Below are 21,395 nucleotides of genomic sequence, written 5' to 3'. Positions count from 1 at the left end.
ATATTCGCCCGAACCCGCCGAAATGAACTCTTGACTGAATCCAGATAACGCGCCATATTGTCAGGGTGTCCTCGACGGCGAAGCACGCGGAGCGGTTGCGGATGGCCGATCTTCGTGTGACCCGACCTCGGCTCGCGGTGCTGGAGGTGGTGGACGCGCACCCACATGCCGACACCGAGACGATCATCTCGGCGGTGCGCCAGGGGCTGCCCGAGGTTTCTCGGCAGGCCGTGTACGACGTGCTTAATGCGCTCACCGCGGTGGGTCTGGTTCGGCGCATCCAGCCGCTGGGTTCGGTCGCCCGCTACGAGTCGAGGGTCGGCGACAACCATCACCACCTGGTCTGCCGCACCTGCGGCACGATCACCGACATCGACTGCGCGGTCGGCGAGGCGCCGTGCCTGACCCCGGCGGATGTCGACAACGTTCTGGATGGGTTCGTTCTCGACGAGGCCGAGGTCATCTACTGGGGCTTCTGCCCCGACTGCTCGAGTGCAGTTTCTTAGATCAGCCCGAATCACCTAACACCGAAAGGAAAGTCGTGTCCGAAAGCGAAAACCCGACAATCGCTGCACCGACCCCGAAAGAGGGCGCTCCCCTGACCAATCAGGACTGGTGGCCCAACCAGATCGACGTGTCGAGGCTGCACCCGCACTCGCCGCAGGCCAACCCGCTCGGTGACGACTTCGACTACGCCGCCGAGTTCGCCAAGCTCGACGTGGAGGCGCTCAAGGCCGACATGATCTCGCTGATGACCACCTCGCAGGACTGGTGGCCCGCCGACTACGGCCACTACGGCGGCTTTTTCATCCGGATGAGCTGGCACGCCGCGGGCACGTACCGCATCTTCGACGGCCGCGGCGGCGGCGGACAGGGCTTGCAGCGCTTCGCCCCGCTCAACAGCTGGCCGGACAACGCGAGCCTGGACAAGGCCCGCCGGCTGCTGTGGCCGATCAAGAAGAAGTACGGCAACAAGATCTCGTGGGCCGACCTGATCGTCTACGCCGGCAACGTGGCCCTGGAGTCGATGGGGTTCAAGACCTTCGGCTTCGCGTTCGGCCGCGAGGACGTGTGGGAGCCCGAGGAAGTTATCTGGGGCTACGAGGACGAGTGGCTGGGCACCAACAAGCGCTACTCCGGTGAGCGGGACCTGGCTCAGCCCTACGGCGCGACCACCATGGGCCTCATCTACGTCAATCCCGAAGGGCCCGAAGGCAAGCCGGACCCCGTCGCGGCGGCAATCGACATCCGTGAGACGTTCGGCCGGATGGCGATGAACGACGAGGAAACCGCCGCGCTTATCGTCGGTGGCCACAGCTTCGGCAAGACGCACGGCGCCGCCAGCGGCGAGCTGGTCGGTCCGGAGCCCGAAGGCGCCCCGATCGAACAGCAGGGTCTGGGGTGGAAGAGCCCCTACGGCACCGGCTCGGGCAGGGACGCCATCACCAGCGGGCTGGAGGTCGTCTGGACACCCACGCCGACCAAGTGGGACAACACGTTCCTGGAGACCCTGTACGGCTACGAGTGGGAACTGGTCAAGAGCCCCGGCGGCGCGTGGCAGTTCACGGCGAAGGACGGCGCCGGCGCGGGAACCATCCCCGACCCGTTCGGTGGGCCGGGTCGGAACCCGACCATGCTGGTCACCGACATCTCGCTGCGGGAAGACCCGATCTACGGCCAGATCACGCGGCGTTGGCTGGACCACCCCGAGGAGCTGGCCGACGCGTTCGCCAAGGCGTGGTACAAGCTGCTGCACCGCGACATGGGCCCGATCAGCCGCTACCTCGGCCCGTGGGTTCCCGAGCCGCAGCTGTGGCAGGACCCGGTTCCGGCGGTGGATCACGCGCTGGTCGACGAGAAGGACGTCGCCGCACTGAAGACCAAGGTGCTCGGCTCCGGCCTGTCGGTTCCCCAACTGGTCAAGACGGCCTGGGCGGCGGCGGGCAGCTATCGCAACACCGACAAGCGCGGTGGTGCCAACGGTGGCCGGATTCGCCTTGAGCCGCAAAAGAGTTGGGAGGTCAACGAGCCCTCCGAGCTGGACAAGGTGCTGCCGGTGCTGGAGAAGATCCAGCAGGACTTCAACGCTTCGGCGTCGGGCGGGAAGAAGATATCGCTGGCCGACCTGATCGTGCTGGCCGGCTCGGCGGCGGTGGAGAAGGCGGCCAAGGACGCCGGCTACGAGATCTCGGTGCACTTCTCGCCCGGGCGGACCGACGCCTCCCAGGAGAACACCGATGTCGAGTCGTTCAGTGTGCTCGAACCGCGGGCCGACGGGTTCCGCAACTACGTGCGGCCCGGTGAGAAGGCGCCGCTCGAGCAGCTGCTGCTGGAGCGTGCGTACCTGCTGGGTGTGACCGCGCCGGAGCTCACGGTGCTGATCGGTGGTCTGCGCGTCCTCGGCGCCAACCACGGCGGCAGCAAGCACGGCGTGTTCACCGCCAACCCCGGCGCGTTGACGAACGACTTCTTCGTCAACCTGCTCGACATGGGCACCGAGTGGAAGGTGTCGGAGACGGCGGAGAACGTCTACGAGGGCCACGACCGGGCGTCGGGTGCTCTCAAGTGGACGGCGACCGCGAATGACCTTGTGTTCGGGTCGAACTCGGTGCTGCGCGCCCTCGTCGAGGTGTACGCGCAGGACGACAACGCGGGCAAGTTCGTGGAGGACTTCGTCGCGGCCTGGGTCAAGGTGATGAACAACGACCGGTTCGACCTGACGTAACAACGCGAACACGGTGCAACACCCCCGCGAGCCCGCACGGCTTGCGGGGGTGTTGTAGTTCAGGGCAATCTGAGGGACGCAATGACGGACATCACCGCGCTGATCCTCGCCGACCACGACTGGTTCCGCGAGCAATTCGCCAAGCTCGACGAGCTGCAGGCACAGGAGCAGGTCAACCGCGCCGCGCTGGAGCGGGTGTGGCGTCCGCTCGCCGACAAGCTCGACGTGCATGCCTACATCGAAGAGAAGATCTTCTACCCGCAACTGCTCAAGCGTGGCGCCGACGATCCCGAGGGCGAGACGCTCGATGCGATCGGCGATCACAACGACATTCGCGACGGAGTCCGCGACGCGCACGCAACCCGGGTCGGCACCGACCGGTGGTGGGCCGCGGTCGGGCGCACCCGGGCGGCCAACGACGATCACATGGGCGAGGAAGAACGAGAAGGACTTTCGGACTTCCGCCGCAACGCCCCCATCGGTCTTCGGGAGACGCTCGGACAGCAATACAGCGAGTTCATGGCCGCCCATCCCACCACCGAGGGATTGCCGATCGTCGACCGCGACCCGCAGCGTTACGTCGACGAAGTCGAGGAGCAGGGCGAGGGAAGCGAGGAAGGCGAGGGTGCCGAGGGCGCCTCGCAGCCCGCACGCACCGATTTCTCGCTGCGCATCGGCAGCCTCAAAGGTCAGTGAAGCTTAGGCCGAGGTCAACTTGCCCAGCAGTTCGTGACAGCGGTGCGCCCGTTGTGAGTCTTGCGTCATCACGTCCTCGAAAAACGACGCAACGTCTTCCAGCCCAGCGTTTTTCGCATCGCGGACATATTGACCGTAGTCATGCCCGGCCTTCAGCGAATGGTATTGCAACGAGATCAGGTCGAACTCGACGTCGCCAAATCCGGTTTCTCCGGTTGCCATGGTTTCCCCCTTGCGATGATCTGCTGACCCAGTGGTGCTTCCCGTTGGTCGATGACCTAAACACTTCAACCGCGCGATGTGGCGAAAGTGCGGGCGCCGGCTTCCAGCGGTAGCCGCAGCGCATTCACGAGATAGCTTACGGTCCTGTAGGTTCCGGCAAGCATGAGCAACTCCAGGATCGCCTCGTCGGTGTGGTGCGCGCTCAACTGCGCCCACAGGCCGTCGTCGACCGTGCAGCTGGAGTGCAGGCTGTCGCAGAGCCGGATCAGGACGCGATCGGCGTCATCCCAGCACGCATCCTCGGGTCCGCCGGTGGTCAGCGAGGCGATCTGCTCGTCGCTCAGGCCGGCCTTGGCGGCGAACGTGCTGACGTGCACTCCCCACTCGTACTCGGCGCCGCAGGCCGCGGTGACCCGGTCGATGACGATCTCGCGCTGACGGATCGTCAGGTGCCCGCGGTCGAGAAGACCCGAGTTGAAGAACTTGAAGAACAACCGGTGGTCGCGGGCCAGCGTGGTGAACAGCACCAGCGGCGGGTTGCCCCGCATGATCGCGTCGATGGCTTGCTGAATGTCGGCGGGCAGGGGTGGCGTCGCGGGCGCGATGCGCGCGCTATGACTTTTATAGCGTTTCATGCTGGCACTGTACGCCGCGATGCTACAAAATGTGAAGCATGCGAGCTCCGCGGATCGGCGAACCAGTATGGGGATCATCCACCGGGCGGGCGATCATGGTCGCCCTCGACGCCCTGGGCCGGCGCGGCGCCCTGCGGATCCTGTGGGAATTACGCGGCGGCCCACTGACTTTCCGCGCGCTGCAGGCGGCCGCCGAGATGAATCCCGGGTCGCTGAACACCCGCCTCAAGGAACTGCGGGCGCTGGACATCGTGGAGCACTCCGACGGTGGCTATCGGCTGACCGGTCACGGGCGATCGCTGATGACCGCCCTGAAGCCACTGCAGGCCTGGGCCGAGGACTGGACGCCCCGTGCGCACTGAATTTCAGCGCAGGTTGGTCGGATTGAGATCCTCGGGCATCTGCTGGCCGGCGTCCTCGTAGGCCTTCTTGATCGCCGCCATCGCCGGCGCGCCGTAGTCGCGCTTCTTGGACACCACCATGTCGTAGCTGGCGCGCAACGGCTCCAGGTGCCCACGAAACTCGGGAATCACGTAGCGGCCCATCAATTCGTAGCTGCGCAACGTCGCCTCGCGGTCGGCCCAGTCGCCGGCCAGCACCAAAAATCCGCCGAATCCCCCGGTGGCCTGCTGCAGCCGGTGCAGCGCCTCGATCATGTCGTCGGGCGTGCCCACGATCGCGGCGTCCTCGGCGATTTCCTGCTCCAGCGTGTAGTCGTTTTTCAGCCCGGCAACGCGCTTGAAGTAGCCGATGCGCTCGGTTTCCCGACCCTCGCGCACCTCGGCGATCGCCTGCTCTCGCGTGTTCGCCAGGTGCGCGCGGATCACCAGCCGCCATTCGTCGCGGCGCAGCTGCTTGCCGCTTTCGGCGGCGGCCTTCTCCCCCAGCGCCCAGTGCGCGGCCAGATCCTTCTTGCCGCCGATCAGCCCGGCGCCCAGCGACAGGACACCCACTCCGTGCGTGCCGGCGGCCGTCATGCCCGACGGTGAGGTGCTCGACGCCACCGCGATCGGCATCGAGCCGTTCACCGGAAGCATCTGCAGCGCAGCCTCATTCAGCGTGAACCAGTCGCTCTCGTGGGTGACCGTCTCGCCGGCGAGCAGCCGGATGATCACGCCGAGCGCCTCGTTCATCCGGGGCCGCTGCGTCGAGGGATCGATGCCCATCATGGTGGCGTCGGAGATCAGCGCGCCGGGGCCGACGCCGAGCATCGCCCGGCCGTGCGTGAGGTAGTCGAGCTGGACGAACCGGTCGGCCACCATCATCGGGTGGTGGTACGGCAGGCTGACCACACCGGAGCCGAGCCGGATGCGCTGGGTGCGTTGCCCGGCGACCGCCAGGAACATCGCGGGATCGGGGATGTTCTCCCACGCGGCCGAATGATGCTCGCCGACCCAGGCCTCGTCGAACCCCCACCGGTCGCACCAGGCGATCAGCTCGAGGTCGCGCTCGTAGCTGGTCAGCGGGCTTTCGCGAACCGGGTGATACGGGGCGATGAACGTTCCGAACTTCAGCTGCACAGCCGCCTCCTACAATCTACATTGACGTTCACGTTCATCGAGAGGACCGCCCGATGCTCGATCCCGGCGCATACCGCACCATCGACATCAGCCTGGACGGCTCCACCGGCGTGGCGGTGTTGACGCTGAATCGACCGGAGAAAGCCAATGCCGTTGACGACGTCATGCATTCGGAGTTGTCCACCGTCTTCGCCGCGGCGCAGGACGACGGCCGGGTGCGTGCGGTGGTGCTGACCGGCGCGGGCCGCACGTTTTCCGCCGGCGGCGACGAATCCAGCGATCGCGGGTACCACACCGCGACCGGGCGCACCCCGATCGAGGAGGCGCGCCACATCGTCGACGACATCATCGCCTTGACCAAGCCGCTGGTCGCGGCCGTCAACGGGCACGCGATCGGGCTGGGCGCCGTGCTGGCCACCCTCGCGGATATCTCGTATGTCGCCGACTCGGCGAAGCTGGGCGACCTGCACGTGCACGCCGCGCTGCCGGCCGGCAATGGCGCGGCGGCGATCTGGCCGTTGCTGGTCGGGGTCAACCGCGCCAAGCACCTGCTCATGACCGGCGAGGTGCTGACCGCCGCCGAGGCCGAGCGCTTCGGCCTGGTGACCAGGGTCGTCCCGGCGGCCGACGTGCTTCCGACGGCGATGTCGACCGCCGTCCGGCTCGCGAAGCTGGCGCCCCAGGCGGTCCAGGGCACCAAGGCGGCGGTCAACCGTTTGCTCGCCATGGCGTCGGGCGCGGTGCTCCCGTTGTCGCTGGCGTTGGAAGCCGCCGCGATGGAGCACGACGACTTCCGCGCCGCGATGGAGAAATTGGGTCGCAAGTGAACGCGCAAATGACTCGGCATCAATCGGCACGCTACGACGCCAATGGCCGTTTGTCAACGTCAACGTTCACGTTGATAATTGCGTCTTTGCGCAGCTCCGGGCCTTGATACCGTACGTTTGTATTCGCGTGTGTTCGCGCTACCGACTAGGAGGACGACGATTCCAGCCACCCGACCGCAGAGCGACAATGCTCGTCGGCGCCATGAGCGGCGCAACGCCGATCGCCGCGCCTCCGGCGAGCGATGGCAAACCATCCTCAAGGGAGCCGCCGAGGTCTTCCTGCGCGAGGGATTCGCGCGGGCTCGCCTCGAGGACGTCGCCGTCGAGGTCGGCATCAACCGCGCCTCGCTCTACTACTACGTCGGCACCAAGGAGGAGTTGCTCGTTGCGCTGATCGAGCAGCCCGCCTACACGATGACCCGGCATTGTCGCGAGGCCCTGGAGTCCGATGCGCCGGCCGACGAGAAGCTGCGTCGCGCGCTGCGCGCCTATGTCGACGATCTGGCCGCCAATCCGGAACTGTTTCTGTTGTTCAGCGAAAGCCAGCATCTCGCGACCATTTTCGAAGCGCGTGACATCGTCACCAACGCCGACGCATACGGCAAAACGCTGCTCGCGATCGTCCAGGAAGGCGTGGCGTCCGGTGTCTTCCGCGGGGACCTCGACCCGCGGCTGGTAATGCTCGGCATTCTGGGCATGCACAACTGGATCCACCGCTGGTACGTGCCCGGGGGGCGCAACACGCTCACGGAAATCGGTGATGCCTTCGCCGCCATGGTGCTCTCCGGCTTGCGCCCGTAGACCGGACTGTACGCAATCCATCGTTTCTCGGAGTCGCCGAGCTGCGTTGACGCGTCGGCCGAGGCTGAGATTGAATGCAATCATGCCACGCTTAAAGCAAATCCCCCGCGGTGAGGTCACCGACGACTTCACGCTGAAGATGTACGACTTCATGTTTGGCGACCGCGATCCGGTGGCTGAGCCCGGCACGGTCGGCGGAACGCTGGGCAACTGGTGGACCGTGATGGCGCAGTCCCCCGCCGCGTTGCGCCATGCCGTGCGCGGCTTTCGGCTGTACCGCCAAGAAGTCAAGCTGCGGCCGGAAGACCGTGAGCTGGGCCAGATCCGGGCCGGTTGGGTGGTCGGCAGCCAATTCGTCTTCTCGCAGCACTGCAAGGCGTGCCGGTCGGCGGGGCTGTCCGAGGAGAAGATCGCCGCCATTCCATCGTGGGAAACCGCCGACTGTTTCGAGCACGAGGAGCGATTGCTGCTGGCCTACGCCGATTGCCTTGCGGGCCAACACGGTCGGGTCCCCGAGCAGCTTTTTGCGCAACTGCGCGAGGCCTTCACCGATTCGGAGATCCTCGAATTCACCTACGTCACCACTATGTACGTCATGCACGCGATCATGTCGCGGGCGTTGCGGCTGGAGTTCGACGACGTCGACGATCCAACCGTGGAGGTGGCCGATCCGGAGGGCGGCGGCGTGCTGGACATCGGCGCCGCCACGTCCGGAGGTGACTGACTTGACCGAGATGGACGGCCGCTCGGACCTGGCCTACCGGCTCATCCGACGCGCGATCGCGGAAGGCGATTTCGAGCCGGGCTCACGACTGGTCGAACAGCGCATCGGCGAGATGTTCGAGCTGTCCCGCACTCCCGTTCGAGAAGCGTTGCGCGCCTTGGCCGCCGACGGGTTGGTGACCATCGAGCGAAACCGTGGCGCCATGGTCGCGACGATGTCCGAAACCGACATCCGAGACCAATACGAGCTACGCGCCCGGCTGGAGTCACTGGCGGCGGAACGGGCCGCCACCCGGATGGACGCCGACGCCATCGCGACGCTGGATGCCGCGATCGCCGAGTTCGACGAGGGCATCGCGCTGATGTCGAACGGTTCGGCCGATGCCGCGCTGCGCAGAATCACCGCTGCCAACAACGCCTTTCACCGAGCCGTCGTCGAGGGGGCGCAGCATCGGCGGCTGTCGGTTCTGCTGGAGCACGCGGTCGATATCCCGTTGGTGTATCAGGTCTTTCGGCACCAGACCGAGGCCGAACGGCAGCGGTCGAATCTGTTTCACCGGATGGTGCGCGATGCGATTGCTGCGGGCGAGCCGCAGCGCGCCGGGGCGTTGATGGCCGAGCACATCTTGCAAGGCCGCGACTCGCTGCTGCAGTTGCGGGCTCAGCCGGGCCGCGAAACCGAAACGCACGCTTCGTGACTCTTCCTCTTCGGGGCCCTGTCGGTGCCTGGTTCCGGTTGGACGGTCGCGTCGCGGTGGTGACCGGCGCGACGTCCGAGCTGGGGGTGGCGATCGCACGGGCCCTGGGTGCCGCGGGGGCGCGCATCGCCCTGGCGGGACGCCGCCTCGAGGTCGTCGAGGCCCGGTGCGCCGGCCTGCGGGATGACGGCATCGACGCGGCCGCCTTTCGGGTCGACGTCGCCGATCACGAATCATGCACTGCCGCAATCACTGAGGTCGTGGAGCGGTTCGGCCGGGTGGATGTGCTGGTCAACAACGCCGGGGTGGGCACCGCGGCGCCCGCGACGCGGGAAGACCCGGCCCAGTTCCGACGCACGGTCGAGGTGAACCTGATGGGCGCCTACTGGATGAGCCAGGCGTGCGGGCGCGTCATGCGGCCGGGTTCGGCCATCGTCATGATCAGCAGCATCCTCGGGCTGACGACGACGACGCTCCCCCAGGCGGGCTACGTGTCGAGCAAGGCGGGGTTGCTGGGGCTCACGCGGGATCTGGCCCGGCAGTGGACCGGCCGCAAGGGGATTCGGGTCAACGCGGTGGCGCCAGGATTCTTGTCCACCGGTCTGGCCGAGCTGACGCCCGACGGCTTCAACGACGACTTCGTGGCGCATCGGGTGCCCGCCGCCCGGCTGGGCGAACCCGACGAGGTGGCCGCCGCGGTCCTATTCCTGGCCAGCCCGGCCGCATCATTCGTGAGTGGCGCGGCGCTGCCCGTTGACGGCGGCGCTCTGATTACCTGACCGGCGGGCGAGCAACAAGCCCCGTAAGTGTTCCAGCACAACGGGATTGACCAGATCCGGCTCGTAGAGGAGCTCGGGCGGAAAATACAGCACGATCTCGTCGATGCCGACCTGCCGCCAGCGGGCCACCCATTCGTCGAAGGCCTGCACCGACGACCAGATCGGGTCCGGCGTGGTCGCTGGGCTGCCGGCCAGGATTTGGCGGCGAATGCTGGATGGGTTTCGGCCGAACTCGGCGCAGAACTCGTCGAGGGCGGCGGCGCGCTCTTTGGTGATGGCCAGCAGCTCGGGTGAGGACAGCCCCCAACCACCGAACGAACTCCAGATGTCGCCGAACTGGGCGACCAACCGCAGGCTCGAACGGCCATGCGCGGCAATGCACATCGGCGGACGGGGACGCTGCAGCGGTGCCGGGCGAAGCCGAACACCGCGGACGTGGTAGTGCTCCCCCGCATAGTCGACGGGCTCGGCGCGTAGCAACGCGTCGATCAACTCGACCGCTTCGGCGAACCGTGCCTCGCGTTCCCGCCGCGGCCAGGGCGCCGTGCCGACCAGCTCGTGGTCGGTGGGTGCGTAGCCGGCACCGATACCCAACTGCAGCCGGCCACCCGACATGTTCTCGATCGTGACGGCTTGCCGGGCCAGCACCACCGGATGTCGCAGGATGACATTGGACACCAACGGCCCCAGCAAGATCCGCCTGGTGCAGTTGGCCAGGCCGGACAGCGTCGTGAACGCCTCGTACCAATTCGACCTCGGTGCCTGGGGGTTGGCGACGTGATCATCGATCCACAGGCTGCGAAACCCCAACTCCTCGGCACGCTCGCACCGGTCCACCAGCGTCGACCACGCGACGTTGGGAAACAGCAGCGCCCCGAAGTCGATCACCGGCCGGCGTGCAGGCTTTCGTTCTGGGCTGCGGCTTCAGCGGCTTCAGCGGCTGCAGCGCGCCGGCGGGCGTCGCGCTCCTCCAGGAACTGCTGGGTGGCACCGACGATCGCATTGGTGATGTTGCCCATCAGTGTCTCGCGGTGGAAGATCGTCCAGTCCCGGCTGCGCTCGAGCGGTTCGAGCGAATCCTGGAACACCGGCATGACGTAGCGACTGATCAACTCGTAGGAGCGCAGCGTGGCCTCACGGTTGGCCCATTCGTGCGCCATCAACAGATAGGTGCCGAAACCGCCGGACTGCCTTTCCAGCCGGCGCAACTGGTCGATCGCCATGTCGGGCGTGCCGATCACACCGACCCCGGTCTCATTCACCGCGGCGACGATGTCCTCTCCCGGGTCGAAATCGCCCAAAATCGGTATCGCCCCGACGTTTTGGAAGTAGTCCACCCACTGCGCCAAGCCGATCTCGACCTCGCGGCGCGCCTGCTCCTCGGTTTCGGCGATGTGCATCGGTCCGACCATCCGCCACTTTTCCCGACTCACCGTTTGCCCATGCGCGGCCGCGGTCTCGGTGGCGGTCCGCCAGTTGCGCGCCAGCGCGTCGAACGCCTTCCGCTGGGTCGCCGCGATCGACAACAACCCGATGCCGAATTTGCCCGCCGCCACCGGTCCCGAGGGTGACGCCGTCACCGCCACACTGACCTCGATGCTGGGCCTGCTGTAGGGCCGCAATTGCAACCGGGCGTCGCGCAGCGTGAACCAGTCGGTCTCCCGGTTCACCGGCGCCTCGTCGCGCCACAATTCGAGCACCGCCTCCAGCGACTCGAGCATCATGTCGCGTTGCCGCGTCGTCTCGATGCCCATCATGTAGGCGTCACCCGGCAGCGCACCCGGCCCGACGCCCACAATCAGCCGGCCTCGCGTCAGGTGGTCGAGCTGCACCATCCGGTCGGCGAACATGAAGGGGTGGTGATACGGCAGGGACGCCACGCCGGTCCCCAGCCGGATGCGCTTGGTGCGGGCCGCCGCCGTGGCGATCATCAGATCCGGTGCGCCGCTGATTTCCGTTCCACCGGAATGGTGTTCACCGAACCACGCTTCCTCGTAGCCCAGCTCCTCGACGGCCTCGACCAGCTGCAGGTCACGTTCGAAGGAAAGCGTCGGATTGTCGCCCACCATGTGGTAGGGAGCGATGAACACACCAAAGCGCATGGCCTGAATCTACGTCCACGTTCACGTTCACGCAAGGTCGGTCGCCGCTCGCGGGGGGTAGGCGGTGCCTCAGTCGAGCGCCGCGGCCCGCCTGGCCAGGCGTTTGGCGCGCTCGAGGTCGTAGTGCTTGCGGGTCACCAGGCGCTGGGCGAACAGGCCGCCGCCGGATTGGACGTTGGTGACCAGGTGCCAGCCGCCGTACGCGTCAGCGGTGGCATCCCGGATGGCGTGAAACAGTTTGGCGCGGGTGTCGCCGTCGACCTCGGATGCGCCGGTCAGGTACTTGCGCAACTGCGGCCCGACATCGGGGTTGTCCAGGTCGGCCATCGACGGCGTGGTGATCACGCCGCCGCCGGCGATGTCGTGCAGGTGGCGCACCATCAGGTTGAAGTTCGCGGCGCCAAGGTATTTCGTCGCGTTGGTGTACAGGTCGTCGGGATAGTAGTAGCCCTCCGGCGTGGTGTGCGCGTTGCTGATCGCGGCCTCCATGCCCGCCCGCAGCATGGTGGCGTGGATCATCATCTCGTCGATCTTCTCGCGGATGTGCGAAACCCGGGCGGTGCCATTGGCTTCCGCGATCAGCTGGGCCAGGCCCACCATCTCGTCGGCCTGCTCCACCATCACCGCCGTGCCGCCGAGGCGCTCCCACAGGCCCAGCGAGTGCGCGAAGATTCCCGCCTGCGCCGCGACACCGTCGAGGAACACGTGCTCGTGCGGCACGAAGACGTCGTCGAAGATCACGAATCCGTCGGGCATGCTGCGCCCGGAGCTCACCGGGTGGTCCCGCTCGTCGCCGCCGCGCGCCTGCACGGTACGGCTGATCACGTGCACGCCGGCGGCGTTCACCGGGACGGCGCACGCGATCGCGTAGTCCTCCTCCCCCGGTTTCATCGACTTGGTCGGCATGACCAGCAGGTGGTGGGCGAACGGCGCCGCGCTGATGTGCAACTTCGCGCCGCGGATCACCACGCCGTCGGCGCGGCGCTGCACCACACGCACGTACTGGTCGGGGTCGTCCTGCGCGGCCGGGGCCTTGGACCGATCGCCCTTGGAGTCGGTGATGCACTCGGCGATCCGGATGTCGTCGCGGCGGGCTTGTGCCACATAGGCATTGATGCGCGCGACGAACTCGGGGTGCGCGTCGCCCAACCGCGCGGCCGCCACCACCAGCGTCATGAGCGACTGGTAGGTGACGTTGAGCAGCAGGTCCATCTCGGTCAGGACGGGCACGCGCTCGCGCAGTTCCTCGACGGTGCGCGGCGCCTCCACCAACGGGTTCACCGCGTCCGCGTCGGGCCGGTAGTACTCGTCGTATCCCGCGGCCACCGCGTCCAGCGCCGGCGCGAGCAAGGAATCGGTATCCAGGTCGGCGACCAGCTTGCCGTCCTGGTAGATCCGTCGGCCGTCGCGCAACGAGTTCTTGTACTGCTCGCCGGTCATCATGTTCGGTTACACGCTCCTCCGGTTGAACGGCTTGTCACGATCGGGGTCGGGCTCGCGGGGCAGCCCCAGCACCCGTTCGGCGATGATATTGCGCTGGATTTCCGACGTGCCCCCCGCAATGCAGAACTTCTTCATCTCCAGGAAGGACCTTGTGCCGGAGGGCATCTCGGCATCGGACGGCCAGCCCAACGTGAGGTGCGGCGCCAAGTCGACGCGGATGCGGCCGGTGCGTTCGTGCAGGTCCGCGCTGACGAGCTTGCGAATGGAGTCGATGGCACCCGGGTTGCGTTCCGGCGTGACGCTGGCGCGAAAGCTTGCACTCTGCAGTGCGCGTTCGTCAACGAGCATGCGCTGCAACCGGTCTCGAACGTCGGCGTTGTCCCAGGCCCCGCTGTCGACGGCTTCGGCGATGAGCTGGTCGGCCACTCCGGGGCCGACCACCGGCGGCCCGGTGAGGCTGTTGCGTTCCTGCATCAGGGTGCTGATGCCGACCTGCCATCCGGCGTTCAGCGGACCCAAGCGTGCCGAGTCGGGAACGACGACGTCGGTCAAAAAGACCTCGTTGAACTCGGCGTCGCCGGTCATCTGCCGAAGCGGTCGCACCTCGACTCCAGGTGTGCGCATGTCAAGCAGGAAGTAGGTGATCCCGGCGTGTTTGGGCAACGACGGGTCGGTGCGGGCCATCAGCAAACCGAAGTCGGCCGTGTTGGCGAAGGAACTCCAGATCTTCTGCCCGTTGACCAACCAGCGATCGCCGTCGATGCGCACCGCCGAGGTCGCCAGCGAGGCCAGATCGGATCCGGCGCCCGGCTCACTGAACAGCTGGCACCAGCGGTGCTCGCCGCACGCCAGCGGGCGCAGGTACGTCTCGCGTTGCTCGTCGGTGCCCCACTGCAGGATCGTCGGGCCGGCCAGCCACACGCCGACGAAGTCTTCCTCGGGTCGGTCCACGCCGCGGCGGCGCAGCTCCTCGACGACGGCGCCGCCTTCGTCGCGGCCCAGCCCGCGGCCGCCGTACTGGGGTGGCCAGGTCGGTGTCGACCACCCGGCCTCGCCGAGCCGGCGATACCAGTCGCGCCGCACCGGCGAGTACTTCTCCCCGGCGGCGGCAATGCGTTGTCGCCGGCGACCTCGTCGGTCAGGTGCTCTGCCAGCCAGCGGCGCAGTTGGTCGACCGCGGGCGACGACGCAACCTGAGCCGGTTCGGTTGGCGCCGAGGGGTTTCCGACGACGGCGGCGCCGAGCCGGTCGCGATGCTGCGACGGTGTGCCGAAGAGGTACTGGTCGGCCTTGGCCCGCCGCAGATACAGGTGCGCGAAATGCTCCCAGGTGTACCCGATACCGCCGTGCAACTGGATCATCTCGGCGGCGTTCTGCAGCGCCGCATCGCCACATGCCGCCGCCGCGACCAGCACGGCGAACTCCGCGTCGGCCGCACCGGCGGCCAGCTGCTGGATCGCATACCACGCGCTGCCGGCGCACAGTTCGGCGCGCACCGCGGCGTCGGCGAGACGATGCTTGAGCGCCTGAAATCCGCCGATCTGACGGCCGAACTGCCTGCGATCCAACAGATACCGCCTAGTGAGCTCGACGCACTGCTCGGCGAGCACCGCCTGCTCGGCGGCCAGCAAGGCCGTCGCGCGCAGCCGCACCGAGGCCAGCACGGACGAGGCCGCGCCGGCGACACCGACCGGGCGGCCCGGGGCGCCAACCAGCCGGAGGTTGGCCAGCGGCCGGGTGGTGTCCAGGGTGGACAGCCGCTCGCGGTGCATCTGGTCACAGCCTTCCACCGCGAAAAGCGTTGGGCCACCGTCGGTGTCGGCGGCCATCAGCACCACGTCCGCGTCGGCGCCGTCGGGGACGTGGTGGAAGTCGCCACTGACCACCCAGCCTTGCCCTGCGCGTTCGGCACGGCCGATGCCGTCGGCGACCGTGGCGGCCAACTCGCCAGCGGCGATGCCGGGTAGCAGTGCGGCGCAGGCGGATTCGTCACCGGAGGCCAACAGCGCTTCGCCGGCCAGGCACGCCGTGGCCAGATACGGCGGCGCCCCGAGCTCCCGAGCGAGTTCCTCGCAGACAATCGTCTGTTCGACCAACCCCGCCCCGCTGCCGCCGTAGTGTTCGGGGATCGCGATGCCGAGCAATCCCAGCTCGGCCAGCGCGGTCCAACCCGCGCGCCGCGCCGCAGCCGCGTCCGCGTGCCGCGCTTCCGGTAGCGGCAGGTGCTTCGCCACCACCCTGCGCACCATGTCGCGAAGGTCTGCAAGAGCGGACTGGTGTTCGGAGGCAGCCGAGATCGCGTCAAGCGAGACAGCCATTTTGTATACATTAGGGCCGAATTGACGGGTGTCAATACCGACTACACCGGCTTTTGTATGCAATGCTCCCGCGACGTCCCCCGGCTGGTGTGAACCGGTCGGGTCGTGTACATAGAGTCTGGTGGACGGCCCACCCCCCAGCTCCTTCGACGCACCAGTGCTGCGCGAAGCGATGGCCCGGCGGTTACATCGCCGAGCTGAGGCCGAGGGCAAACTCACGGTGCCGGCCGTTCCCAGCATGGTCGATGAGTACGTCGAAATGTGCGAAAAGATCTTTGCCGGCATGGGCATTCGGTACACGGTTGAGGAGTCCGCTCAGCTCAAGAGGGTGCTGCAGGGCGAACTGACAAAGGCGTACAAGACCTCTTCGCGTTCGGTCGTCGTCATCGAGTTCAACGCGCCCTGGGGCACCACGCTCAACTATCGCGTGAAAGCGGAATGGCGGACGATCGAAGAGGATTACGACCGCTGGGTCGCGATACGTCAGCCACCGCTGTTCGGCAGCGAGCCGGACGCGCGGGTGTGCGCGCTGGCCGACGCGGCGGCCGATCCCAAAACCCATCGGGTCCTCGACATCGGCGCCGGTACCGGGCGCAACGCGCTGGCCCTGGCGCGACGCGGGCATCCGGTGGACGCGGTCGAGATGACCGCGAAGTTCGCCGAGACCATCCGCTCGGAGGCCGAGGCCGAGGCGCTGGACGTCCGCGTCATCGAGGCCGACGTGTTCACCGCCACCGATGGAGTGGAGTCCGAATATCAGCTGATCGTGGTCTCCGAGGTGGTGCCGGACTTCCGCGTCGCGGCGCAGTTGCGCGGGCTTTTCGAATTGTGCGCGCAGCTGTTGGTTCCCGGCGGGCACCTGGTGCTCAACACCTTCTTGCCGCGCCCGGGTTACACCCCCGACGACGCCGCGCGCGAACTCGGGCAGCAGTTCAACAGCATGATCTTCACCCGCGACGAGGTGAACGGAGCGGCGGCCCAGCTGCCGCTCGAGCTCGTTGCCGATGACTCGGCCTACGACTACGAAAAGGCCCACCTACCCGAAGGCGCTTGGCCGCCGACCGGCTGGTTCGACGGATGGGCCAGCGGCCTCGACATCTTCGACCTCGAGCGTGACGAATCCCCGATCGAACTGCGCTGGCTGGTCTACCGGAAGACGAGCCATCAGGTCACCGGTTGAGATCCCACTGCCCGTAGTCGGGTGCCAGGACGTCGTCGACGTCTACTTTGATGCCGTTCAAGACGGGGCCTTCGAGGATCCCCTGATACAGCACCGCCGTGGGCTCACGTTGCCCGTTCGACCATGCCTTCGTCTGCCATGCCCACCGGAACCCGGGGCTGGTGGAGTGCCCGATCACGCCGTCCCGCACGGCCCAGCCACAGGCGTTGGCGTGCCCATAGATGCCGGTGCGCTCCACGCCCAGGACCGAGTTGATGCCCCGAAACCAGTCAACCGCAATGCCATTCCAGGTGGCGACGTCGATGTTGTCGTCGACGCTGAAAAAGATCGGCGCAGAACCGGTTCCACCCGCCGCGTTGTGCAGGCGCAGCGCGGTCTGGGCGTCGGCCACGCCGCCGTCATGCCCGCGGGTGTAGTCCGACGGTGTGGGCCAGCCCGGCTTGCCGTACTGGAAGTTGCTGACGATGTGCAGGCCGGCCGCGCGCAGCGCGTCGGCGTAGTCGCGGGTGATCGGCTTAGCCTCGAAGTGCGCACCCGGACGCTCTTCGGACACGTAGTTGATCACTCCGTCATAGCCGGCCGACTTGATCTCATCCGGTGGGATCCTGCGCTCGGCAAAATCGATCAGCTGCGTGGCGGCCGCCGACGCCGGCGGCCAGCCGGGCGCCGCCGCGAGCGTCCCCAGGCTCAGCAGAGCCGGTGAAAGCGCGTATTTGAAGACTTCGCGTCTCGAGACGGGTCGCTCAGGCATCGGCGCGATGGTAGCAAAAGCGCACCCCGGCCGATCGCGGTAACAGGCTCATGACATGCTGGTTCAGCTGATCGCGTGGCGTGCACCGCCGATGCCCCGGAGGCCGCGTTGCGTCGATTAGATGGTCGAACTATAGTCTGGACAGGTGTCCAGTTTGCTACGACGGGGTCGGGCGTCCGGTTGATCGCGGCGGATGGGGGGACAAGGTTCCGCCGTCGTTTCATCCAACGCAGAAGGGTTGAGTATGCGGATTGCCCTGCTGTCCTATCGGAGCAAGACCCATTGCGGCGGACAGGGCGTTTATGTGCGCCATCTGAGCCGGGGGTTGGTGGACCTGGGTCACGACGTCGAGGTCTTCTCCGGCCAGCCCTATCCGGAGCTGCTCGACCCGCGGGTGCGATTGACCGAAGTACCCAGCCTCGATCTCTACCGTGAGCCCGACCCGTTCCGGGTGCCGCGGCCCAGCGAGATCCGCACCTCGATCGACCTGTTGGAACTCGCCACCATGTGGACCGCGGGCTTTCCCGAGCCACGCACGTTCACCATGCGGGTGGCGCGGTTGTTAGCCGGCCGTGCAGGCGATTTCGACCTCGTCCACGACAACCAGAGCCTGGGTACCGGGCTGCTCGGCATCGCGGCCTCGGGTCTGCCGGTGGTGGCCACGGTGCACCACCCGATCACCCGCGACCGAGTGCTCGACCTGGCCGCCGCACGATGGTGGCGAAAGCCGTTGGTGCACAGGTGGTATGGGTTCTCCAACATGCAGAAGCAGGTGGCGCGCCAGATCCCGGACCTGCTGACCGTCTCGTCGTCATCCGCGGCGGACATCGTCACCGACTTCGGTGTCTCCCCGGATCAGCTCCACGTGGTGCCTTTGGGCGCCAACACCGAGTTGTTCAAGCCGGGATCGCTACCGCGCCAACCCGGCCGGGTGATGGCCATCGCCAGCGCCGACACCCCGCTCAAGGGCGTCAGCACCCTGCTGCACGCGGTCGCCAGACTTCGCACCAGCCGCAATCTCGAATTGCGGCTCGTGGCCAAGGTGGAGCCCAACGGGCCGACCGAGAAACTCATCGCCGAGCTGGGCATCACCGACATCGTGCACATCAGCAATGGACTGACCGACGCCGAGTTGGCGGCGCTGTTCGCATCGGCTGAGGTCGCCTGCATTCCGTCGCTCTACGAAGGGTTTTCGCTGCCGGCGGTGGAAGCCATGGCGAGTGGCACCCCGATCGTGGCCAGCCGGGTGGGTGCGTTGCCGGAGGTTTTGGGCACCGATGGCGCGTGCGCGGAACTGGTGCCGGCCGCCGACGTCGACGCGCTGACCCATGCGCTCGGCGAGCTGCTCGACTCGCCGGAAAAGCGCCGCCGCCTGGGCAACGCGGGCAGGGAGCGCGCCGTCAATGTCTTCTCCTGGGAAGCCGTGGCCGCCCAGACCGTGCGGGTCTACGAGCGGGCAATCGCGCGAAATGCCGTTTCCGAAGGCGAATCGCGGTGCTGACACTCGATTTCGACCGGCTGGGGATCGGTCCGTCCACCAAGGTCATCGACGTCGGTTGCGGCGCCGGCAGGCATGCCTTCGAGGCGTATCGGCGCGGCGCCGACGTCATCGCATTCGACCAGGACGAGTCCGAATTACGTTCGGTGGAAACCATTCTGACCGCGATGGCCGAAAGCGGTGAGGCGCCCGTGACCGCGTCGGCCAAGGCGGTGGTCGGTGACGCGTTGAAGTTGCCGTACGCAGACGAGACCTTCGACTGTGTCATCGCGTCCGAAATCCTGGAGCATGTGCCCCACGACGATGCCGCCATCGCCGAACTGATCAGGGTGCTCAAAGTCGGTGGCACACTGGCGGTCAGCGTGCCGCGGTGGCTGCCCGAGCGGGTGTGTTGGTTGCTGTCCGACGAGTATCACAGCAACGAGGGCGGCCATGTGCGCATCTACCGGGCCAGCGAGTTGCGCGACAAGATCGCCCGGGCCGGCACGGGCGGAATGACTTTGACGCATTCCCATCACGCGCACGCACTGCATTCGCCGTTCTGGTGGCTGAAATGCGCGGTGGGAGTCTCCAAGCCCGACCATCCCGTGGTCGCCGCCTATCACAAGCTGCTGGTGTGGGATCTGATGCAGCGGCCGAAGCTAACGCGGGTCGCCGAGTCACTGCTCAACCCGCTGGTGGGCAAGAGCGTGGCTTTGTACTTCACCAAGCATTTCACCAAACCGCAAGTGGCGGAAGGCGAAGAGCAACTGGGGAATGCAGTTGCGTCGCTTTAACGCGCCGTCCGTTCCGGGCGTGCTGACTGCCGAGCAGTGCCGCCAAACCGCGCGATCGATCGCCGCCGCCCAAGAACCATCGGGTGCGATCCCCTGGTTTGAGGGTGGTCATACCGATCCGTGGGATCACGTGGAAAACGCGATGGCCCTCACCGCGGCCGGGTTGCTGGAGCCGGCGCGGGCGGCGTTCGAGTGGAGTCGCCGAACGCAACGGCCCGACGGTTCCTGGGCGATCCAGACCCGTTGCGGGACAGTCGAAGACGCCAACAGTGACAGCAACTTCTGCGCCTACATCGCCGCCGGCGTCTGGCACCACGTGTTGGTCACCGGCGACAAGTCCTTTGCCGCGACGATGTGGCCGGTGGTGCACAAGGCGATCGACTTCGTCATCGACCTGCAGGTCGGCTACGGTGAGATTTGTTGGGCACGAGGCGAATCGGGCCCAGTCTCCGAGGCGTTGACGACCGGGTGCGCAAGCATCTTCCACAGCATCCGGTGCGCGCTGGCCCTCGCCGCACTGGTCGGCGAACCGCAGCCGGAGTGGGAACTGGCGCTGGGCGCACTGGGTCACGCGATCGCCGCACACCCGGAGGCGTTCACCGAAAAGGATCGCTACTCGATGGACTGGTACTACCCCATCCTGGGCGGGGCGCTGCGCGGCCCGGCCGCCGCCGCGCGAATCAAGCAGCGCTGGGACACTTTTGTGGTCGACGGGCTGGGCATCCGGTGCGTCAGCGACCGGCCCTGGGTGACCGGCGCCGAGACGTGCGAGCTGGTGATGGCGCTCGATGCCATCGGTCACCGATCGGCCGCGCATCAGCAATTCGCCGCGATGCAGCACCTGCGCGAAGACGACGGCTCGTATTGGACGGGGTTGGTGTTCGCCGACGGCAAACGCTGGCCCGAGGAACGCACGACCTGGACCGGGGCGGCGATGATCCTGGCGGCCGACGCGTTGTCGAACACCACCGCGGGCGCGGGGATCTTCCGGGGCGAGGGCCTGCCGATGGGCCTGCAGACCGACTTCGATTGCGAATGCGTGGCTACCGGGCGCTGATTCGCTCGAGCACCCGCAGCGAGCCGGTGGCCGAGACTTCCCGGAACTCACCGGAATCGATTGCGCGGCAATAGATCAAATACGGCGGACGGCCGCCGTATTTGGGATCGGGAAACACGTCGTGAATGAGCAACGCCCCACCCACCGCGACCCACTTCGCCCAGCCGTCGAAGTCCTGATTGGCAGCGTCTTCGCTGTGACCGCCGTCGATGAACAACAACTGCAAGGGTGACCGCCAACCCTTGGCCACGATCGGCGACTTGCCCACGATGGTGACGACATGATCGTCCAATCCCGCCGCGTCCAGGGTGCGGCGGAACGTGGGCAGCGTGTCGAACAGGCCGGTGACCTCGTCGACCAGCGACGCGTCGTGATACTCCCAGCCGGGCTGGTGTTCCTCGGAGCCGTGATGGTGGTCGATCGTGTACAGCACGCTGGAGGTCTGCTGTGCCGCCGCGCCGAGCAACAGGGTGGATTTGCCGCAGTAGGTGCCGATTTCGACGGCAAGGCCGCCGTCGAGGTATCGCAGCGCCGCGTCATGCAGCGCGCGTCCCTCGTCGGCCGGCATGAAACCCGGTACCTGTTCGGCGAGCGCGAACAGGCGCTCGGTGGAACTTGCTTCGACACGGCTCATCAGACGAACC

At 67.0% G+C, this 21,395-nt stretch carries 22 protein-coding genes and 1 pseudogene; 13 read left to right on the top strand and 10 right to left on the bottom strand.

Annotation, left to right across the window (positions count from 1 at the left end; translation table 11 throughout):
• The first annotated feature begins 101 nt into the window (after positions 1-101).
• The 3 genes from G6N66_RS14385 to G6N66_RS14375 all read left to right on the top strand — a co-directional run bounded on the left by G6N66_RS14385 (position 102) and on the right by G6N66_RS14375 (position 3,421).
• Positions 102-506, top strand: a complete 405-nt coding sequence (locus G6N66_RS14385) for a Fur family transcriptional regulator (RefSeq protein ID WP_085231060.1) — start codon at positions 102-104, stop codon at positions 504-506.
• Entirely contained in the window at positions 485-2,725 is a 2,241-nt protein-coding gene (katG, locus tag G6N66_RS14380; RefSeq protein WP_085231059.1) for a catalase/peroxidase HPI, read from the top strand. Before G6N66_RS14385 ends, katG begins: the two co-directional genes overlap by 22 nt.
• A gap of 81 nt (positions 2,726-2,806) precedes the next feature.
• On the top strand, positions 2,807-3,421 hold the full coding sequence (locus G6N66_RS14375) for a hemerythrin domain-containing protein (protein ID WP_085231037.1): 615 nt from the start codon (positions 2,807-2,809) through the stop codon (positions 3,419-3,421).
• A gap of 3 nt (positions 3,422-3,424) precedes the next feature.
• On the opposite strand, the gene G6N66_RS14370 is transcribed toward G6N66_RS14375, so the two are convergent.
• Together G6N66_RS14370 and G6N66_RS14365 are read right to left on the bottom strand one after the other, a co-directional pair.
• Entirely contained in the window at positions 3,425-3,643 is a 219-nt protein-coding gene (locus tag G6N66_RS14370; RefSeq protein WP_085231036.1) for an acyl carrier protein, read from the bottom strand.
• A 65-nt stretch (positions 3,644-3,708) separates the two neighbouring features.
• On the bottom strand, positions 3,709-4,278 hold the full coding sequence (locus G6N66_RS14365; RefSeq protein WP_085231035.1) for a carboxymuconolactone decarboxylase family protein: 570 nt from the start codon (positions 4,276-4,278) through the stop codon (positions 3,709-3,711).
• A 38-nt stretch (positions 4,279-4,316) separates the two neighbouring features.
• On the opposite strand from G6N66_RS14365, the gene G6N66_RS14360 reads away from it, so the two are divergent.
• Complete coding sequence (locus G6N66_RS14360; RefSeq protein ID WP_085231034.1) at positions 4,317-4,640, top strand: winged helix-turn-helix transcriptional regulator; 324 nt, start codon at positions 4,317-4,319, stop codon at positions 4,638-4,640.
• Between the two features lie 3 nt (positions 4,641-4,643).
• Here the strand turns inward: G6N66_RS14360 and G6N66_RS14355 are convergent, their stop codons facing one another.
• Positions 4,644-5,798: an LLM class flavin-dependent oxidoreductase gene (locus G6N66_RS14355; protein ID WP_085231033.1), complete on the bottom strand. Its 1,155-nt coding sequence runs from the start codon at positions 5,796-5,798 to the stop codon at positions 4,644-4,646.
• A gap of 53 nt (positions 5,799-5,851) precedes the next feature.
• Here G6N66_RS14355 and G6N66_RS14350 point away from each other — a divergent pair, with 53 nt between their 5' ends.
• From G6N66_RS14350 to G6N66_RS14330, 5 genes are all read left to right on the top strand, one after another.
• On the top strand, positions 5,852-6,625 hold the full coding sequence (locus G6N66_RS14350; protein ID WP_085231032.1) for an enoyl-CoA hydratase/isomerase family protein: 774 nt from the start codon (positions 5,852-5,854) through the stop codon (positions 6,623-6,625).
• A 129-nt stretch (positions 6,626-6,754) separates the two neighbouring features.
• Positions 6,755-7,426 carry a TetR/AcrR family transcriptional regulator gene (locus G6N66_RS14345; RefSeq protein ID WP_179968275.1) on the top strand — a complete coding sequence of 224 codons (672 nt, stop codon included), beginning with the start codon at positions 6,755-6,757 and terminating at the stop codon, positions 7,424-7,426.
• Between the two features lie 82 nt (positions 7,427-7,508).
• On the top strand, positions 7,509-8,150 hold the full coding sequence (locus tag G6N66_RS14340) for a carboxymuconolactone decarboxylase family protein (RefSeq protein WP_085231031.1): 642 nt from the start codon (positions 7,509-7,511) through the stop codon (positions 8,148-8,150).
• Positions 8,151-8,160: 10 nt separating this feature from the next.
• Positions 8,161-8,847, top strand: coding sequence for a GntR family transcriptional regulator (locus tag G6N66_RS14335; RefSeq protein ID WP_232079507.1), 687 nt, complete (start codon positions 8,161-8,163; stop codon positions 8,845-8,847).
• The gene (locus G6N66_RS14330; protein ID WP_085231029.1) at positions 8,844-9,626 is read left to right on the top strand and encodes an SDR family NAD(P)-dependent oxidoreductase; all 783 of its coding nucleotides are present in this window, start codon (positions 8,844-8,846) and stop codon (positions 9,624-9,626) included. Before G6N66_RS14335 ends, G6N66_RS14330 begins: the two co-directional genes overlap by 4 nt.
• Here G6N66_RS14330 and G6N66_RS14325 read toward each other — a convergent pair.
• The 5 genes and pseudogenes from G6N66_RS14325 to G6N66_RS30440 form a co-directional block, all read right to left on the bottom strand.
• The gene (locus G6N66_RS14325) at positions 9,573-10,514 is read right to left on the bottom strand and encodes an LLM class flavin-dependent oxidoreductase (RefSeq protein ID WP_085231028.1); all 942 of its coding nucleotides are present in this window, start codon (positions 10,512-10,514) and stop codon (positions 9,573-9,575) included. The genes G6N66_RS14330 and G6N66_RS14325 overlap by 54 nt on opposite strands.
• Positions 10,511-11,728 carry an LLM class flavin-dependent oxidoreductase gene (locus G6N66_RS14320; RefSeq protein WP_085231027.1) on the bottom strand — a complete coding sequence of 406 codons (1,218 nt, stop codon included), beginning with the start codon at positions 11,726-11,728 and terminating at the stop codon, positions 10,511-10,513. Before G6N66_RS14320 ends, G6N66_RS14325 begins: the two co-directional genes overlap by 4 nt.
• A gap of 69 nt (positions 11,729-11,797) precedes the next feature.
• Positions 11,798-13,171 carry a 4-hydroxyphenylacetate 3-hydroxylase N-terminal domain-containing protein gene (locus tag G6N66_RS14315; RefSeq protein WP_085231026.1) on the bottom strand — a complete coding sequence of 458 codons (1,374 nt, stop codon included), beginning with the start codon at positions 13,169-13,171 and terminating at the stop codon, positions 11,798-11,800.
• Positions 13,172-13,177: 6 nt separating this feature from the next.
• Positions 13,178-14,254: an acyl-CoA dehydrogenase family protein gene (locus tag G6N66_RS14310; protein WP_163645846.1), complete on the bottom strand. Its 1,077-nt coding sequence runs from the start codon at positions 14,252-14,254 to the stop codon at positions 13,178-13,180.
• A gap of 161 nt (positions 14,255-14,415) precedes the next feature.
• Positions 14,416-15,420: pseudogene (locus tag G6N66_RS30440) on the bottom strand (acyl-CoA dehydrogenase family protein); the annotation flags it as partial.
• A gap of 190 nt (positions 15,421-15,610) precedes the next feature.
• On the opposite strand from G6N66_RS30440, the gene G6N66_RS14300 reads away from it, so the two are divergent.
• On the top strand, positions 15,611-16,669 hold the full coding sequence (locus G6N66_RS14300) for a class I SAM-dependent methyltransferase (RefSeq protein ID WP_169721503.1): 1,059 nt from the start codon (positions 15,611-15,613) through the stop codon (positions 16,667-16,669).
• Here G6N66_RS14300 and G6N66_RS14295 read toward each other — a convergent pair.
• Positions 16,659-17,420 (bottom strand): DUF1906 domain-containing protein, encoded by a 762-nt coding sequence (locus G6N66_RS14295; RefSeq protein ID WP_085231024.1) that lies wholly within the window; start codon positions 17,418-17,420, stop codon positions 16,659-16,661. The two genes, G6N66_RS14300 and G6N66_RS14295, sit on opposite strands and share 11 nt — an antisense overlap.
• A gap of 244 nt (positions 17,421-17,664) precedes the next feature.
• Between G6N66_RS14295 and G6N66_RS14290 the strand changes: the two genes are divergently transcribed.
• The 3 genes from G6N66_RS14290 to G6N66_RS14280 are packed head-to-tail and all read left to right on the top strand — an operon-like array spanning position 17,665 to position 20,751.
• Complete coding sequence (locus G6N66_RS14290; RefSeq protein WP_085231023.1) at positions 17,665-18,921, top strand: glycosyltransferase family 4 protein; 1,257 nt, start codon at positions 17,665-17,667, stop codon at positions 18,919-18,921.
• Positions 18,834-19,694 carry a class I SAM-dependent methyltransferase gene (locus G6N66_RS14285; protein WP_372515994.1) on the top strand — a complete coding sequence of 287 codons (861 nt, stop codon included), beginning with the start codon at positions 18,834-18,836 and terminating at the stop codon, positions 19,692-19,694. The genes G6N66_RS14290 and G6N66_RS14285 overlap by 88 nt, the downstream gene beginning before the upstream one ends.
• On the top strand, positions 19,675-20,751 hold the full coding sequence (locus G6N66_RS14280; RefSeq protein WP_085231021.1) for a prenyltransferase: 1,077 nt from the start codon (positions 19,675-19,677) through the stop codon (positions 20,749-20,751). Before G6N66_RS14285 ends, G6N66_RS14280 begins: the two co-directional genes overlap by 20 nt.
• Here the strand turns inward: G6N66_RS14280 and G6N66_RS14275 are convergent.
• The gene (locus tag G6N66_RS14275; protein WP_085231020.1) at positions 20,738-21,385 is read right to left on the bottom strand and encodes a class I SAM-dependent methyltransferase; all 648 of its coding nucleotides are present in this window, start codon (positions 21,383-21,385) and stop codon (positions 20,738-20,740) included. The two genes, G6N66_RS14280 and G6N66_RS14275, sit on opposite strands and share 14 nt — an antisense overlap.
• Positions 21,386-21,395: the final 10 nt, after the last annotated feature.

It is taken from the genome of Mycobacterium conspicuum, assembly GCF_010730195.1.
In the GTDB taxonomy this organism is placed as follows: domain Bacteria; phylum Actinomycetota; class Actinomycetes; order Mycobacteriales; family Mycobacteriaceae; genus Mycobacterium; species Mycobacterium conspicuum.
The sequence above is the reverse complement of the archived record's forward strand: the minus strand, read 5'-3'. Positions and strand labels throughout refer to the sequence as shown.

Excerpts from the sequence above, each read along its gene's own strand:
- G6N66_RS14385 (WP_085231060.1), top strand. The coding sequence starts at position 102 with ATGGCCGATCTTCGTGTGACCCGACCTCGGCTCGCGGTGCTGGAGGTG.
- G6N66_RS14375 (WP_085231037.1), top strand. The coding sequence starts at position 2,807 with ATGACGGACATCACCGCGCTGATCCTCGCCGACCACGACTGGTTCCGC.
- G6N66_RS14370 (WP_085231036.1), bottom strand. The coding sequence starts at position 3,643 with ATGGCAACCGGAGAAACCGGATTTGGCGACGTCGAGTTCGACCTGATC.
- G6N66_RS14365 (WP_085231035.1), bottom strand. The coding sequence starts at position 4,278 with ATGAAACGCTATAAAAGTCATAGCGCGCGCATCGCGCCCGCGACGCCA.
- G6N66_RS14360 (WP_085231034.1), top strand. The coding sequence starts at position 4,317 with ATGCGAGCTCCGCGGATCGGCGAACCAGTATGGGGATCATCCACCGGG.
- G6N66_RS14350 (WP_085231032.1), top strand. The coding sequence starts at position 5,852 with ATGCTCGATCCCGGCGCATACCGCACCATCGACATCAGCCTGGACGGC.
- G6N66_RS14340 (WP_085231031.1), top strand. The coding sequence starts at position 7,509 with ATGCCACGCTTAAAGCAAATCCCCCGCGGTGAGGTCACCGACGACTTC.
- G6N66_RS14335 (WP_232079507.1), top strand. The coding sequence starts at position 8,161 with ATGGACGGCCGCTCGGACCTGGCCTACCGGCTCATCCGACGCGCGATC.
- G6N66_RS14320 (WP_085231027.1), bottom strand. The coding sequence starts at position 11,728 with ATGCGCTTTGGTGTGTTCATCGCTCCCTACCACATGGTGGGCGACAAT.
- G6N66_RS14315 (WP_085231026.1), bottom strand. The coding sequence starts at position 13,171 with ATGATGACCGGCGAGCAGTACAAGAACTCGTTGCGCGACGGCCGACGG.
- G6N66_RS14295 (WP_085231024.1), bottom strand. The coding sequence starts at position 17,420 with ATGCCTGAGCGACCCGTCTCGAGACGCGAAGTCTTCAAATACGCGCTT.
- G6N66_RS14290 (WP_085231023.1), top strand. The coding sequence starts at position 17,665 with ATGCGGATTGCCCTGCTGTCCTATCGGAGCAAGACCCATTGCGGCGGA.
- G6N66_RS14280 (WP_085231021.1), top strand. The coding sequence starts at position 19,675 with ATGCAGTTGCGTCGCTTTAACGCGCCGTCCGTTCCGGGCGTGCTGACT.
- G6N66_RS14275 (WP_085231020.1), bottom strand. The coding sequence starts at position 21,385 with ATGAGCCGTGTCGAAGCAAGTTCCACCGAGCGCCTGTTCGCGCTCGCC.